14 protein-coding genes are annotated in these 13516 nt (G+C 71.3%); 8 read left to right on the forward strand and 6 right to left on the reverse strand.

Annotation, left to right across the window (positions count from 1 at the left end):
* Positions 1–26: 26 nt before the first annotated feature.
* Together C4J65_RS16765 and C4J65_RS16770 are read left to right on the forward strand one after the other, a co-directional pair.
* Positions 27–1709, forward strand: coding sequence for a GAF domain-containing protein (locus tag C4J65_RS16765; RefSeq protein WP_115743134.1), 1683 nt, complete (start codon positions 27–29; stop codon positions 1707–1709).
* A 122-nt stretch (positions 1710–1831) separates the two neighbouring features.
* Positions 1832–2878 carry a M23 family metallopeptidase gene (locus tag C4J65_RS16770; RefSeq protein ID WP_115743135.1) on the forward strand — a complete coding sequence of 349 codons (1047 nt, stop codon included), beginning with the start codon at positions 1832–1834 and terminating at the stop codon, positions 2876–2878.
* A gap of 47 nt (positions 2879–2925) precedes the next feature.
* On the opposite strand, the gene C4J65_RS16775 is transcribed toward C4J65_RS16770, so the two are convergent.
* Positions 2926–3813 carry an HAD family hydrolase gene (locus C4J65_RS16775; RefSeq protein WP_162833209.1) on the reverse strand — a complete coding sequence of 296 codons (888 nt, stop codon included), beginning with the start codon at positions 3811–3813 and terminating at the stop codon, positions 2926–2928.
* Between the two features lie 211 nt (positions 3814–4024).
* On the reverse strand, positions 4025–4921 hold the full coding sequence (locus C4J65_RS16780; RefSeq protein WP_115743137.1) for an LLM class flavin-dependent oxidoreductase: 897 nt from the start codon (positions 4919–4921) through the stop codon (positions 4025–4027).
* Positions 4922–5120: 199 nt separating this feature from the next.
* On the opposite strand from C4J65_RS16780, the gene C4J65_RS16785 reads away from it, so the two are divergent.
* Positions 5121–5642: a SigE family RNA polymerase sigma factor gene (locus C4J65_RS16785; RefSeq protein WP_115743138.1), complete on the forward strand. Its 522-nt coding sequence runs from the start codon at positions 5121–5123 to the stop codon at positions 5640–5642.
* 62 nt (positions 5643–5704) lie between these two features.
* Positions 5705–6172 carry a PASTA domain-containing protein gene (locus C4J65_RS16790; protein ID WP_240330444.1) on the forward strand — a complete coding sequence of 156 codons (468 nt, stop codon included), beginning with the start codon at positions 5705–5707 and terminating at the stop codon, positions 6170–6172.
* Positions 6173–6434: 262 nt separating this feature from the next.
* Here the strand turns inward: C4J65_RS16790 and C4J65_RS16800 are convergent, their stop codons facing one another.
* The 4 genes from C4J65_RS16800 to C4J65_RS16815 form a co-directional block, all read right to left on the reverse strand.
* The gene (locus C4J65_RS16800; protein WP_115743141.1) at positions 6435–6893 is read right to left on the reverse strand and encodes a hypothetical protein; all 459 of its coding nucleotides are present in this window, start codon (positions 6891–6893) and stop codon (positions 6435–6437) included.
* A 6-nt stretch (positions 6894–6899) separates the two neighbouring features.
* Positions 6900–7448 carry an RNA 2'-phosphotransferase gene (locus tag C4J65_RS16805; protein WP_115743142.1) on the reverse strand — a complete coding sequence of 183 codons (549 nt, stop codon included), beginning with the start codon at positions 7446–7448 and terminating at the stop codon, positions 6900–6902.
* Between the two features lie 110 nt (positions 7449–7558).
* Positions 7559–9316 carry an SDR family oxidoreductase gene (locus C4J65_RS16810; RefSeq protein WP_115743143.1) on the reverse strand — a complete coding sequence of 586 codons (1758 nt, stop codon included), beginning with the start codon at positions 9314–9316 and terminating at the stop codon, positions 7559–7561.
* A complete protein-coding gene (locus C4J65_RS16815) occupies positions 9313–9681 on the reverse strand; it encodes a hypothetical protein (RefSeq protein WP_115746489.1) in 369 nt (122 codons plus the stop codon). The genes C4J65_RS16810 and C4J65_RS16815 overlap by 4 nt, the downstream gene beginning before the upstream one ends.
* A gap of 290 nt (positions 9682–9971) precedes the next feature.
* Between C4J65_RS16815 and C4J65_RS16820 the strand changes: the two genes are divergently transcribed.
* The 4 genes from C4J65_RS16820 to C4J65_RS16835 are packed head-to-tail and all read left to right on the forward strand — an operon-like array spanning position 9972 to position 13471.
* Positions 9972–10934 carry an ABC transporter ATP-binding protein gene (locus C4J65_RS16820; protein ID WP_115743144.1) on the forward strand — a complete coding sequence of 321 codons (963 nt, stop codon included), beginning with the start codon at positions 9972–9974 and terminating at the stop codon, positions 10932–10934.
* Complete coding sequence (locus C4J65_RS16825; RefSeq protein ID WP_115743145.1) at positions 10924–11832, forward strand: ABC transporter permease; 909 nt, start codon at positions 10924–10926, stop codon at positions 11830–11832. The genes C4J65_RS16820 and C4J65_RS16825 overlap by 11 nt, the downstream gene beginning before the upstream one ends.
* On the forward strand, positions 11829–12740 hold the full coding sequence (locus tag C4J65_RS16830) for an ABC transporter ATP-binding protein (RefSeq protein WP_115743146.1): 912 nt from the start codon (positions 11829–11831) through the stop codon (positions 12738–12740). The genes C4J65_RS16825 and C4J65_RS16830 overlap by 4 nt, the downstream gene beginning before the upstream one ends.
* A gap of 11 nt (positions 12741–12751) precedes the next feature.
* Positions 12752–13471 carry an ABC transporter permease gene (locus C4J65_RS16835; protein WP_115743147.1) on the forward strand — a complete coding sequence of 240 codons (720 nt, stop codon included), beginning with the start codon at positions 12752–12754 and terminating at the stop codon, positions 13469–13471.
* Positions 13472–13516: the final 45 nt, after the last annotated feature.

Here is a 13516-nt window from a genome sequence, read left to right on the forward strand (position 1 = left end):
AAAAAGGTCTCATTAGGCTCGGGGTCATGCCTCAGGCGCCGCCTCCCGGTTCCCCGCCGCCCCGTGCGGGAGCCTCGGCCGAACTACTGGCACGGGTGCCGAAACTGCTGGACGCGATGCGGTCCGTCGGCAGCGGACTGGAGCTGCACTCCACCCTGCACCGGATCTGCGAGACGGCCGCCGACCTGGCGCACGCCCGCTACGCGGCCATCGGCGTCGCCGACGAGGACGGCGACGGCCTCGCCGACTTCGTGCACCACGGCCTCGACGAGGCGACGGTCCAGCGCGTCGGCCGCCTCCCGGACGGCCGCAGGGGACTGCTCGGCGCGCTCATCCGCGCCCCCGAGCCGGTCCGGGTGACCGACCTGACCCAGGACCCGCGCTCGTGCGGCTTTCCCGAGCACCATCCGCCGATGCGCAGCTTCCTGGGGGTTCCCATCCGGGTGCAGGGCGAGATCTTCGGCAACCTCTACCTGACCGACAAGCACGGGGGCGAGCCCTTCGACGACCACGACCTCGCCATGGTCCGGGTCCTGGCCACGGAGGCCGGTATCGCCATCGGCAACGCGCGACTGCACGAGGCCGCCCAGCAGCGGGAGCGGTGGATCGACGGATCGGTCGCCGTCACCACCGCCCTGCTGTCCGGCGGCGACACCGACGACGCCCTGCAGATCGTCGCCGAGCAGGCCCGCCGCCTCTCCGGGGCGGCCGCCGGGATCGTCCTGCTGCCGGCCGACGGGGGCGGCCTGGAGATCGTGGCCGTCGACGCACCGCATCCCACGAACGCCCTTGGCGCGGTCATCCCACCGGAGAACGGCATCGTGGCGGAACTGCTCGCCGGACGCGCCGTGTTCGTGGACGACGCCGCCACCGACCCGCGCCTGAACGCCGGACCGGCGCGCTCCTACGGTCCGGTCATGCTGGTGCCACTGTGCCGGGACGGGAAGGTCCTCGGGAGCCTGGTCATGCCGCGCGCCCGGGGAGAGCGCCCGTTCACCCGGACGGAGCGAGCGCTCGGCGACCAGTTCGCCTCGCAGGCCGCGCTGGCGCTCATGATGGCCGAGGCCCAGCGTGACCGGGAGCGGCTCGCCGTGTACGAGGACCGGGACCGGATCGCCCGGGACCTGCACGATCTCGTCATCCAGCGGCTGTTCGCGACGGGGATGATGCTGGAGAGCGCCCAGCGCAGGTCGGCCGTGCCCGAGGTGCGCGACGGGGTCGGTGGAGCCGTCGACGAACTCGACGTCACCATCCAGGAGATCCGCTCGGCGATCTTCGCGCTCCAGCAGCCCGCCGAGGTGCCCACGGGACTGCGCACCCGTGTACTGCGCGAGATCAGCATGGCCGCCGCCCCGCTGGGCTTCACGCCCTCGCACCGCTTCCTCGGCCCGGTCGACACCGCCGTCGGCGACCTGACCGGCAAGAACCTCATCGCCGCGCTGCGCGAAACCCTGTCCAACGCCTTCCGGCACGCCCACGCCGGCCGGATCGAGGTGGTCGTGGACGCGACGGTGACTCTGCCGGACGGCCGGCCGGGCGTCCGGCTGACCGTCGCGGACGACGGTGTCGGCGTTCCCGAGGGCGGTCGGCGCAGCGGCCTGCACAACCTGGAGCGCCGCGCCGAGACCGTGGGCGGCGCCAGTCGGCTCGGGCCGGGCATCGGGGCGGACGGGGGTGGCACGACGGTGCTGTGGGAGGCGCCGTACTGAGCGCCGCCGACGCCGCGTTACCCCGTGTGCAGCAGCCGCACTGAGCTGTGTGCAGCAACGGGTCCCCCACTCGTACGACCTGAACGAGACCCCGGGCGCCGAGCAGGTCCACGATCGCTGACATGTGCTCATCCCGCCGACGTCCGCTGCTGGTTCCGGTGCTGCTGTGCGCACTGGCCCTGCTCGCCGCCCGCCCCACCGACGGCATGGACGGGGACGCCGGGCCCGGCACCGGCCTCGGCCCGCAGGTGGCGCGACTGTACGAGGACGCGGCGAAGGCCACCCGGCAGTACGAGGACGGGCGGCGAGAGGCCGAGGCGCAACGGTCGAGGGCCCTGGAGTACGAGCGTCGGCTCGACGGGCAACGGCAGAGGACCGATGCCATGCACGAGGACCTGGGGCGTATCGCCCGTGCCCAGTACCGCGACGGCGGGCTTCCGCTCACCGCGCGGATGCTCCTCGCCGACGACCCCGAGGAGCTGATGCGCGGTCAGCGGGCCGTCTCCCGAGCGAATCTGGCCGTCGACCGGGCCATCGGGCAGAACCTGCGGGCCGAGGCCCGGCTCGCCGCCGAGGAGGCCAAGGCGCGGGCGGCCTGGCAGGCGCTGGACAAGCGCAACGCCGACCTGGCGAAGCTGAAGAAGGAGATCGAGAGCAAGCTGGAGGCGGTCCGGTCACGGCTGGAGGGGCAGGCGGACTCCTCCGTCGCGGCCGGCGCGTGCCCCGGAGCGGTCCGCCTCGACCAGCCGGACATGCCCTCGGGCCAGGCCTGGGTGGCCCCGGTCGAGGCCTACGAGCTGTCGGCGTCCTTCGGCAGCGGCGGATCGCGGTGGGCGCACCGGCACACCGGCCAGGACTTCGCGGTGCCGGTCGGGACACCGGTGCGGTCGGTCGGCACGGGCCGGGTCCTGAAGGTGTCCTGCGGCGGGGCCTTCGGCATCCAGGTCGTCATCGAGCACGCGGGCGGCTACTACACGCAGTACGCGCACCTTGCCGCCGTCGCCGTCGACCAGGGCGACCGGGTCGACGCCGGGCAGTGGATCGGGCAGTCCGGCAGCACCGGCAACTCCACCGGTCCCCACCTGCACTTCGAGGTCCGGGTCACCCCGGAGATGGGTTCGGCGCTGGACCCGGTGCCGTGGCTGTCACAGCGCGGGGTGCCGCTGTGACAGCCACGGGTGCGGGGCGGCACCGGGCGGTCCGCCGAGGTGGGAGGTCAGGGCAGGTCCGCCAGCATCCGCTCGATCACGACCGCCACCCCGTCGTCGTTGTTGGCGACCGTCCGCCCCGACGCGGCGGCGATCACGTCCGGGTGGGCGTTGCCCATCGCGTACGACCGTCCCGCCCAGGTGAGCATCTCGACGTCGTTCGGCATGTCGCCGAAGGCCACGACCTCCTCGTGCGAGATGCCGCGCTCGGCGCAGCACAGGGCGAGCGTGCTGGCCTTGGAGACGTCGGGGCCGCTGATCTCCAGCAGGGAGCTGGGGCTGGACCGGGTGACGTTGGCGCGGTCGCCGACGGCGAGGCGGGCCAGCGTGAGGAAGCCGTCGGGGTCGAGCTCCGGATGGAAGGCAAGGATCTTGAGGACGGGCTCGGTGGCGGCGCGCCCACCCGGCGCCAGGATCTCCTCGGCGGGCAGAAGGTCGTCGGGGACCTCCATGTGCAGTTTCGGGTACGCCGGCTCCTGGTGGAAGCCGTACGTCTGCTCGACCGCGAACACCGTGCCGGGCGCCGCCTCCCGCAGCAGCCGTACGGCGTCCAGCGCGTTCTCCTGGGGCAGCTCGCGGACCTTCACGAACCTGTGTTTGCCGGGGCCGCCGTGCAGGTCGACCACGGCGGCACCGTTTCCGCAGATGGCGAGGCCATGCCCGTGGACGTGGGCGCTGACCACGTCCATCCAGCGGGCGGGGCGTCCGGTGACGAAGAAGACCTCGAGGCCCGCCTTCTCCGCGGCGGCCAGCGCGGCGACCGTACGCGGGGAGACCGACTTGTCGTCGCGCAGCAGGGTGCCGTCGAGGTCGGTGGCGATGAGTCGCGGGCGGGTGGCGGCGGCCGGGGGCTCGGGCTGTCGGGTCGCTGAGGTCACCCGGTCATTGTCACGCATATGCGTGCACGCCCGTGCGCGGGTCCGCACATATGTGAGCTACGGCTCTCCTGCCCGGCCTGCCCGGCCTGCCCGGCCTGCCCGGCCTGCCCGGCCTGCCCGGCCTGCCCGGTCGCTCCCGGCCTGCCCGGCCTGCCCGGTCGCTCCCGGCTTCCAGTCGCTCCTGGCTCCGAGTCGCTCCCGGCTCCCCACCCCGCTCGATTCCGTGCCCTCATTCCTTCAGCTGGGCCAGTGCCTCCATCGCGATCCGCTCGAAGACCTTCTCGTCGGCGGCGAAGTCCGAGTCGGGGATCGGCCAGTGGACGGCCAGCTCGGTGAAGCCCAGGTCGCGGTGGCGTCCGGCGAAGTCCACGAACGCGTCCACGGACTCCAGCGGGCGGCTGCGCTCCGGAGTGAAGCCGGTGAGGAGGACCCGCTCCAGCTCGCCCGCCTCGCGGCCGATCGCGGCACAGGCGTCGGCCAGCCGGTCGCCCTGCTGCCGCAGCGCCCGGTCCGACTGCTGGGGGGTGCCGTTCTCGAACAGCTTCGGGTCGCCGGTGGTCACCCATGCCTGGCCGTGACGGGCGGCGAGCGCCAGACCCCGCGGGCCGGTCGCGGCCACCGCGAAGGGCAGCCGGGGCCGCTGTACACACCCCGGGATGTTGCGGGCCTCGTGTGCCGAGTAGAAGTCGCCCTCGTACGACACGGCGTCCTCGGTCAGCAGCCGGTCGAGCAACGGCAGGAACTCGCCGAACCGGTCCGCCCGCTCGCGCGGCGTCCACGGCTCCTGGCCCAGCGCCGTGGCGTCGAAGCCGGTGCCGCCCGCTCCTATGCCGAGGGTGATCCGGCCGCCGGAGATGTCGTCGAGGGAGATCAGTTCCTTGGCGAGCGTCACCGGGTGCCGGAAGTTCGGCGAGGTGACGAGGGTGCCGATGCGGATGCTTTCCGTAGCCGCAGCCGCTGCGGTGAGAGTCGGCACAGCGCCGAACCACGACTGATCTCGAAAGCTCCGCCAGGACAGGTGGTCGTAGGTGTACGCGGTGTGGAAGCCGAGCTCCTCGGCCCGGCGCCAGACCTTCCGGCCCTCGGCCCAGCGGTGGATGGGCAGGATGACAGTGCTCAGACGCATGCCGTGACCTTAATCCCTGTGGGCGGGCGGCTCGTGGCGGTCGGCCGAGCCGACGGACGTCGCGCACGAGGTCGCGTCGTACGACCTTGACCTGTGGTGGTGACGCCGCTTCGAGGCCTGTGACCCAGGTCTCAGTGCAGTCGTGCAGCAGATGAGGCGGTGTTCACGTCGAGGAGGGGTGACAGGAAGGGAGGAGCGTATGGAGACGGACTTCCAGGCTTTCGTCGCCGCGAGGTCGACCGCGCTGTTCCGGGGAGCCTTCGTCCTGACGGGCAACCGTGAGGCAGCGGAGGATCTGGTCCAGGAGACCCTGGAGCGGGCCTGCCGCAAATGGCGCACCATCGCAGGGAAGGACGCTCCGGACCTCTATGTGCGGCGGATCATGGTGAACCTGGCCAACGACCGCTGGCGCAGGTTCCGCCGTCTGGGCATGACCTCCGATCCGGAGAGCGACGACAAGGCCGCTGCGGGAGACGAGTTCGGCCAGGTGGACAACCGGGACCAGTTGGTGCGCGCCCTGCAACAACTGCCCATGCGGATGCGCACGGTCGTGGTGCTGCGGTACTTCCACGACCTCTCCGACACCGAGATCGCAGCCGACATGGGCATATCGCCCAGCACGGTGCGCTCCCAGCTGGCTCGTGGGATCGAGAAACTCAGAAGTCAGATCCCCGTGCTCTCCGCCCCTTCGCCACGGCAGCACACGGAAGGAATCCGATGACCTCTTACGGCGACGCACGGCCTTCCGGCTGCACACCTTTCGAAGAGGAACTGATGAACGCCATGGACCGATTCGCGAACTCCGCCAACGCCCCCGACTTCGACGCGTCCCAGATCCTGCGCCGCACCCGGCGCAGGCGCACCATCGGCGTCGCCGCCGTTGCCGCCGCCCTCATCGCTGCGGGCGGGGGCACCGCCCTGGCCACCTCGGTAGCCGGCGGCAGCAGCTCGACCCCGGCGGCTACCAGCGCGGCCACCAACAGCGCGGCCACCAACAGCGACGCCACCAGCAGCGACGCCACCACCATGCTGTACCTCTTCTCCAACGGCCAGAGCGTCCCGATCGACTTCGCGGGCTGGAGCCAGTACGAGGCCAAGAGGTACATGCAGAAGACGCAGACGACGCTCGGCACCGTCACCGAGAAGGCCGTCAAGGGCTGCAAGCCGGGCTCGGTGCTCGGCGTGTCCCCGCACGCCCCGAAGACCGTCAAGAAGGGCGACACGGTCGACTTCACCGTATGCGCCGGCTGACCAGGTCCTGAGCCGATAGGACGCCCGCCCCTGCGTCAATCAGGGGCGGGCCCCCGTCACAACATCACACCGGACCAGACTCCCGCAGCGGAATTGGCTGGAGAGGGACGACTGGTGGACACGCGCTCTCTGGTGCGATCAGGTCCGGGCACTACCCCGCTGCCCAGACGGTTCTCCGGAAGGATCACGGTGCTCAGGCTCAGACTCATGTCTCCGAGCCTGAGCGGCCGTCCCCCGGTTTCACGTGAAACAGCGTCCGTCGTCACCGTACGCGACTGCTCAGCCACGGGGTGAGGAGGAGCATCGACACGTGCTCCTTGTGGGCCCGGTCGCCCGGCAACGGAACGATCAGGCGGTATCCGGGCGGAAAGCGGCGCCCGTGGACGTGGGCGAGGCCGCCGAAGACGGAGCGCAGGAACGCGGGCACGTCGTCGCGTTCGACATCAGGAAACTCCACGTTCTCGACGGTGATCAGGGCATCGCCCTCGTGGAAGAGCCGGACGCTCACCCGGGGAGCACCGCCGAACTCGACGAACGCCTCGTGCGGGAGAGAGCCGTCGGTGTCGGTGGTCACTCCCACCCCGGCGGCGCTGTGGCGGGAGGTCTGGTCGGCGCCGATGTCGTCGGTGACCTCGATCTCCAGCGCGTACTCCTGGGCGACGGCGCGGAGGGCGGTGACGGCGGCCTGGGTGGTGGGCAGGTGCTCCATGCCTTCGATCATGCTGGGTCAGTGCGGAGCGGGAAAGCGCAGATAGCGGGACGGCACGTGCTGCGTCAGCCAGACCCCGTTCGCGCTGACGTGGAAGAGGTGTCCGTCGTGGTGCATGGCGGCGGCGTCCACCGGGAGGACGACCGGCCGGCCACGGCGTGCTCCGACCCGGGTCGCGGTCTCCCGGTCCGGCGAGAGGTGGACGTCGTGCCGGTTCATCGGCCGCAGGCCCTCGGCGCGAATGGCCTCCAGATGCCGGGCCACGGTCCCGTGGTAGAGGTACGGCGGCGGGGTGGCCACGGGCAGCTGGAGATCCACCTCGATGCTGTGGCCCTGGCTGGCCCGGATGCGGGTCCCCTCCACCGCGAAGCGCCGCTTGTCGTTGGTGGCGACCACGTGGTCGAGCTCTTGGCGGGTGAAGCGGAAGCCGTGCGCGGCCGCCGCGGCGACGAGTGTGTCGATCTCGACCCAGCCGCCCTCGTCGAGCGTGAGGCCGATCCTCTCCGGCTGGTGGCGCAGGTGCTTCGACAGATACTTGGACACCTTCACCGTGCGTTCCTGTTGCATGACACCAGCCTGCCTAGTGAGACGCGTGTCACGCGATCGATTTTGGCGCCAGGGTTTGATCCACAGTCAAGTCGAGTTATCCACAGGATGGTTGGGGGATCCTGTGGAAACTACAGGGGCGGCTTCACCCGGGCGAGGCGCCGCAGCACCCGGGGTGCGAAGCGGGACACGAGGTGAGCACCGCGCGCCTCCGGCGTCACCGGGACCACCGCCCGGTTGCGCACGACCGCCTCCAGTACGGCGTCCGCCACCTTCTCCGGCGGATAGTTGCGCGCCCCGTACAGCCGGGCGGCGCGCTGCTGCCGGCGCTTCTCCTCCTCGGCGTCCACGCCCGCGAAGTGGGCCGTGGAGGTGATGTTGGTGTTGACCAGGCCGGGGCAGATCGCCGTGACGCCGATGCCCTGGTCGGCCAGCTCGGCACGCAGGCACTCGCTCAGAATCAGCACGGCCGCCTTGGAGGTGGCGTAGGCGGGCAGCACCCTGGAGGGCTGGAAGGCCGCCGCCGACGCGGTGTTGACGATGTGGCCGCCCTGCCCGCGCTCGGCCATCTGCCGGCCGAACAGACGGCAGCCGTGGATCACACCCCACAGGTTGACGTCGAGGACCTTCTTCCAGTCCTCCGGCGTGGTGTCGAAGAAGGAGCCGGACAGCCCGATCCCGGCGTTGTTCACGAGCACGTCCACCACGCCGTACTCGGCGGCGACCCTGGCCGCCAGCTTCTCCATGGCCTGCTCGTCGGAGACGTCCACGGCCTCCGCCCAGGCGGCCGGCGCGCCGATCAGCCGGCACAGCTCCGCGGTCCGGGCGGCGGCCTCGGCCTCCCGGTCGACGGCCACCACGCGCGCGCCGGCCTCGGCGAACGCGAAGGCCGTCGCCCGCCCGATGCCGCTGCCCGCGCCGGTGACCAGGACCAACTGCCCGCCGAAGCGGTCCGCGTACCTCCCGTTCGCCGCGATCTCGGACCGGCCGTCCTCGGTGGCGGTGACGAACTCCGTGATCCAGTCCGCCAGCCGGTCCGGCCGGGTGCGCGGCACCCAGTGCTTCGCGGGCAGCGTGCGCCGGGTGAGCGACGGCGCCCACTGCTCAAGACCGTCGTAGAGCCGCTCCGACAGGAAGGCGTCGCCGAGGGGTGTGATGAGCTGCACGGGCGCGTGCGCGTAGGCGTCCTCGCGCGGCCTGCGCAGCCGGGGCCGGACGTTGTCCCGGTACAGCCACGCCCCGTGTGCGGCGTCCGACGGCAGCGACGGGGTCGGGTAGTCGCCGCCGGGCACCTTCTCGAGGCGCTCCAGGATGCCCGGCCAGCGCTTGCCGAGGGGGCCGCGCCAGGCCAGCTCCGGGAGCACGGGGGTGTGGAGCAGGTAGACGTACCAGGACTTGGCGCCCTGGCCGAGCAGCTGTCCGACCCGGCGCGGGGTGGGACGCCTGAGGCGCTTGTTGATCCAGTGCCCGAAGTGGTCGAGGGAGGGTCCGGACATCGAGGTGAAGGAGGCGATGCGGCCCTCGGTGCGCTTGACCGTGACGAACTCCCAGGACTGCACCGAGCCCCAGTCGTGGCCCACCAGGTGCACGGGACGGTCAGGGCTGACCGCGTCGGCCACCGCCAGGAAGTCGTCCGTCAGCTTCTCCAGCGTGAACCCGCCCCGCAGCGGGCTCGGCGCGGTGGACCGGCCGTGGCCGCGGACGTCGTAGAGGACCACGTGGAAGCGGCCGGCCAGGCGGGCGGCGACCTCGGACCAGACCTCCTTGCTGTCCGGGTAGCCGTGCACCAGGACGACCGTGGGCCGCCGCGGATCGCCCAGCTCCGCCACGCACAGCTCGACCCCGCCCGTGCGCAGCCGGCGCTCCCGCGCACCCTCCAGCACCGTCATGTCTCCTCCGCCCAGCGCCGCACGTGCGGCAGATCGTCGTCCAGCCAGAAGGCGCTCTCCTCGGGATCCGCGGAGTCGGTGACGACCAGGATCTCCTCGAACTTCGCGCCCGTACCCCGGAGACCGGGGCGGGGTTCGACCGCCCACAGCCCCGCGCGGGGCGGGTGGGCGGAGAAGCGGTACGGGCCGAGCGCCCCGGAGCGGCCGATGTCGGCGGTGCATCCCCGGTACACGGGTGCCAGGTCCAGGATGAACGGCATTCTCGGCTCCCGCCGGGCGGCCACGGAGTCGGCGCACTCGTAGGCGAGGCGCCGCACCTCGCGGAACCCCCGCAGTCCCGCGCGGAGTCCGGTCGCCGTCGTCATCGTCATCGCCGTCGCCGTCGCCGTCGTGCCACCCATGCCGTGTCACCCCCGTCCCACCGTCCCGGCGCGGTCCGCGCCGACCGTGCTACTCGCCCGTAACGTGACGCCGCCGAATCTCCCAGTTGTTAGACCCATCGTCAATAGGGTGGTCGGTGCGGACTCGGAAGCCGGCGCCGTGGCTCTCAGGTACGGCATCCCCTACGGGCCCGTACTACTCGAGACTGACGCCAAGACGGCTCTGCGGTCTGACGACCGCAGTGGCGGACGTCACTACTGTCATCGATGTGACTGTGATCGCGACCGAAAGCCTGAGCAAGCGGTTCCCCCGGGTGACCGCGCTCGACCGGCTCTCCGTGGACGTCGGACCCGGTGTGACCGGACTCGTCGGTGCCAACGGCGCCGGCAAGTCCACCCTGATCAAGATCCTGCTGGGTCTGTCTTCCGCCACCGAGGGCCGGGCCGAAGTGCTCGGACTCGATGTCGCCACCAAGGGCGCCGACATCCGCGAGCGGGTCGGCTACATGCCGGAGCACGACTGCCTGCCACCCGACGTCTCGGCCACCGAGTTCGTCGTCCACATGGCACGCATGTCCGGCCTGCCGCCCACCGCCGCCCGCGAGCGCACCGCCGACACCCTGCGCCACGTCGGCCTCTACGAGGAGCGCTACCGTCCCATCGGCGGCTACTCGACGGGCATGAAGCAGCGTGTGAAGCTCGCGCAGGCCCTCGTCCACGACCCCCAGCTGGTCTTCCTCGACGAGCCGACCAACGGCCTCGACCCGGTCGGCCGCGACGAGATGCTCGGCCTCATCCGCCGCATCCACACCGACTTCGGCATCTCCGTCCTGGTCACCTCGCACCTGCTGGGCGAGCTCGAGCGCACCTGCGACCACGTCGTCGTCGTGGACGGCGGCAAGCTGCTGCGCTCCAGCTCCACCACGGACTTCACCCAGACCACCACGACCCTCGCGATCGAGGTCACCGACACCGACGCCCACCCCGACGGCACCCTCGCGGTGCGCGACGCGCTCGACGCGCGCGGGGTGACCGTCCAGGACGGCAGCGGCCTGCCCGGCGCCGGCCACGTCCTGCTGCTCACCTCGGCGGGCGAGGAGACCTACGACCTGGTCCGCGACGTCATAGCGGACCTCGGCGTCGGCCTGGTGCGCATGGAGCAGCGCCGGCACCACATCTCGGAGGTCTTCACCGACAGCGACGCAGCACGGAAGGAGGCGGTCGGCCATGGCAGCTGAACAGCCCACAGCCACGGTGCCGGGTGACCAGACCCGCATCCACAACATCGGCTACCGCAGTTACGACGGCCCCCGCCTCGGCCGCGCCTACGCCCGCCGTTCGCTGTACTCGCAGTCCCTGCGCGGTGCCTACGGCCTCGGCCGCTCGGCCAAGTCCAAGGTGCTGCCGATGCTGCTGTTCGTGGTGATGTGCCTCCCGGCGGGCATCATGGTCGCGGTCGCCGTCGCCACCAAGGCCGACGACCTGCCCGTGGACTACACGCGCTACGCGATCGTCCTGCAGGCCGTCATCAGTCTCTACGTCGCGGCCCAGGCCCCCCAGTCCGTCTCGCGCGACCTGCGCTTCAAGACCGTGCCGCTGTACTTCTCCCGGCCGATCGAGACCTCCGACTACGTGCGCGCCAAGTACGCCTCGCTGGCCTCGGCCCTGTTCATCCTCACCGCCGCACCCCTGCTGGTGCTCTACGTGGGTGCGCTGCTCGCCAAACTCGACTTCGCGGACCAGACCAAGGGGTTCGCCCAGGGGCTGGTCTCCGTGGCACTGCTCTCCCTGCTCTTCGCCGGCCTCGGCCTGGTCGTCGCGTCGGTCACCCCCCGTCGCGGCTTCGGCATCGCGGCCGTCATCGCAGTCCTGACCATCACCTACGGGGCGGTCTCCACGCTCCAGGCCATCGCGGACGTCCAGGGCAGCTCCGGAGCCGTCGCCTGGATAGGCCTGTTCTCGCCGATCACCTTGATCGACGGAGTCTCATCGGCCTTCCTGGGAGCGACCTCGGCCTTCCCCAGCGGGGTCGGCCCGAGCAACGGCGAGGGCGCCGTCTACGTCCTCGTCACCCTCGGCCTGATCGCCGGCGCCTACGGCATGCTGATGCGCCGCTACAAGAAGGTGGGACTGTGACCACGCTGAACATCGACCACGTCTCCCGCTGGTTCGGCAACGTGGTCGCCGTCAACGACATCACCATGACGATCGGCCCCGGCGTCACCGGCCTGCTCGGCCCCAACGGCGCCGGAAAGTCCACCCTCATCAACATGATGGGCGGCTTCCTCGCCCCCTCCACCGGCAGCGTCACCCTCGACGGCCAGGCGGTCTGGCGCAACGAGGACATCTACAAGCACATCGGCATCGTCCCCGAGCGGGAGGCGATGTACGACTTCCTCACCGGCCGCGAGTTCGTCCTCGCCAACGCCGAACTGCACGGGCTGGGGGCCAAGGCGGCCGACGAGGCCCTCGCCACCGTGGAGATGGCCTACGCCCAGGACCGGAAGATCGCCACGTACTCCAAGGGCATGCGCCAGCGCGTGAAGATGGCGTCCGCCCTCGTCCACCAGCCGTCGCTGCTCCTGCTCGACGAGCCGTTCAACGGCATGGACCCGCGCCAGCGCATGCAGCTGATGGACCTGCTGCGGCGCATGGGTGACGAGGGCCGCACCGTGCTGTTCTCCTCGCACATCCTGGAAGAGGTCGAACAGCTCGCCTGGCACATCGAGGTCATCGTCGCCGGACGCCACGCGGCCAGCGGCGACTTCCGCAAGATCCGTCGCCTGATGACCGACCGGCCGCACCGCTACCTGGTGCGTTCCAGCGACGACCGGGCCCTCGCGGCCGCGCTGATCGCCGACCCGTCGACGTCCGGCATCGAGGTCGACCTCGCCGAGGGAGCCCTGCGCATCCAGGCAGTCGACTTCGGCCGGTTCACGGTCCTGCTGCCGAAGGTCGCCCGCGACCACGGCATCCGGCTGCTCACGGTCTCGCCGTCCGACGAGTCCCTCGAGTCCGTCTTCTCGTATCTCGTCGCGGCGTAGGAGGCCGAAGAATGTACGACCCCACAGTCGCCCGACTCACCTACCGGGCCCTGCTCGGCCGCCGCCGGGCCCTCATCCTGGGCGTGCTCCCCCTGCTGCTGCTCGTCATCGCCGTCGCGGTGCGCGCGCTCGCCGGGGCCGACGACCAGACCTCGGTCGACGTGCTGGGCGGGTTCGCCCTCGCCACCATGGTGCCGATCATCGGCGTCATCGCCGGTACCGGCGCCATCGGCCCCGAGATCGACGACGGCTCGGTGGTGTATCTGCTGTCCAAGCCGATCAAGCGGCCGACGATCATCTTCACCAAGCTGATCGTCGCCATAGCCGTGACCATGGTCTTCTCCGCCGTGCCCACGCTCCTCGCGGGCCTGATCCTCAACGGCAACGGCCAGCAGGTCGCCATCGCCTACACGATCGCCGCGTTGGTCGCCTCCATCGCCTACGCCGCGCTGTTCCTGCTGCTGGGCACGGTGTCCCGGCACGCGGTGGTCTTCGGGCTCGTCTACGCCCTCGTCTGGGAGGCCCTGTTCGGCTCCCTGGTGCCGGGGGCCCGCACGCTGAGCGTCCAGCAGTGGTCGCTGGCGGTGGCCCAGAAGGTCGCCGACGGGGACATGGTGACCTCCGACGTCGGTCTGCCGACCGCGACGGTGCTGCTCGCCGCGGTGACCGTGCTCGCCACCTGGTACGCCGGCCAGAAGCTGCGCTCCCTGACCCTCGCCGGGGAGGAGTGACCGCGAGCCGTCGGTAACGCGGCGTACGTCCGCTTTTAATCGGTG

The sequence above is a fragment of the Streptomyces sp. CB09001 genome, assembly GCF_003369795.1.
In the GTDB taxonomy this organism is placed as follows: domain Bacteria; phylum Actinomycetota; class Actinomycetes; order Streptomycetales; family Streptomycetaceae; genus Streptomyces.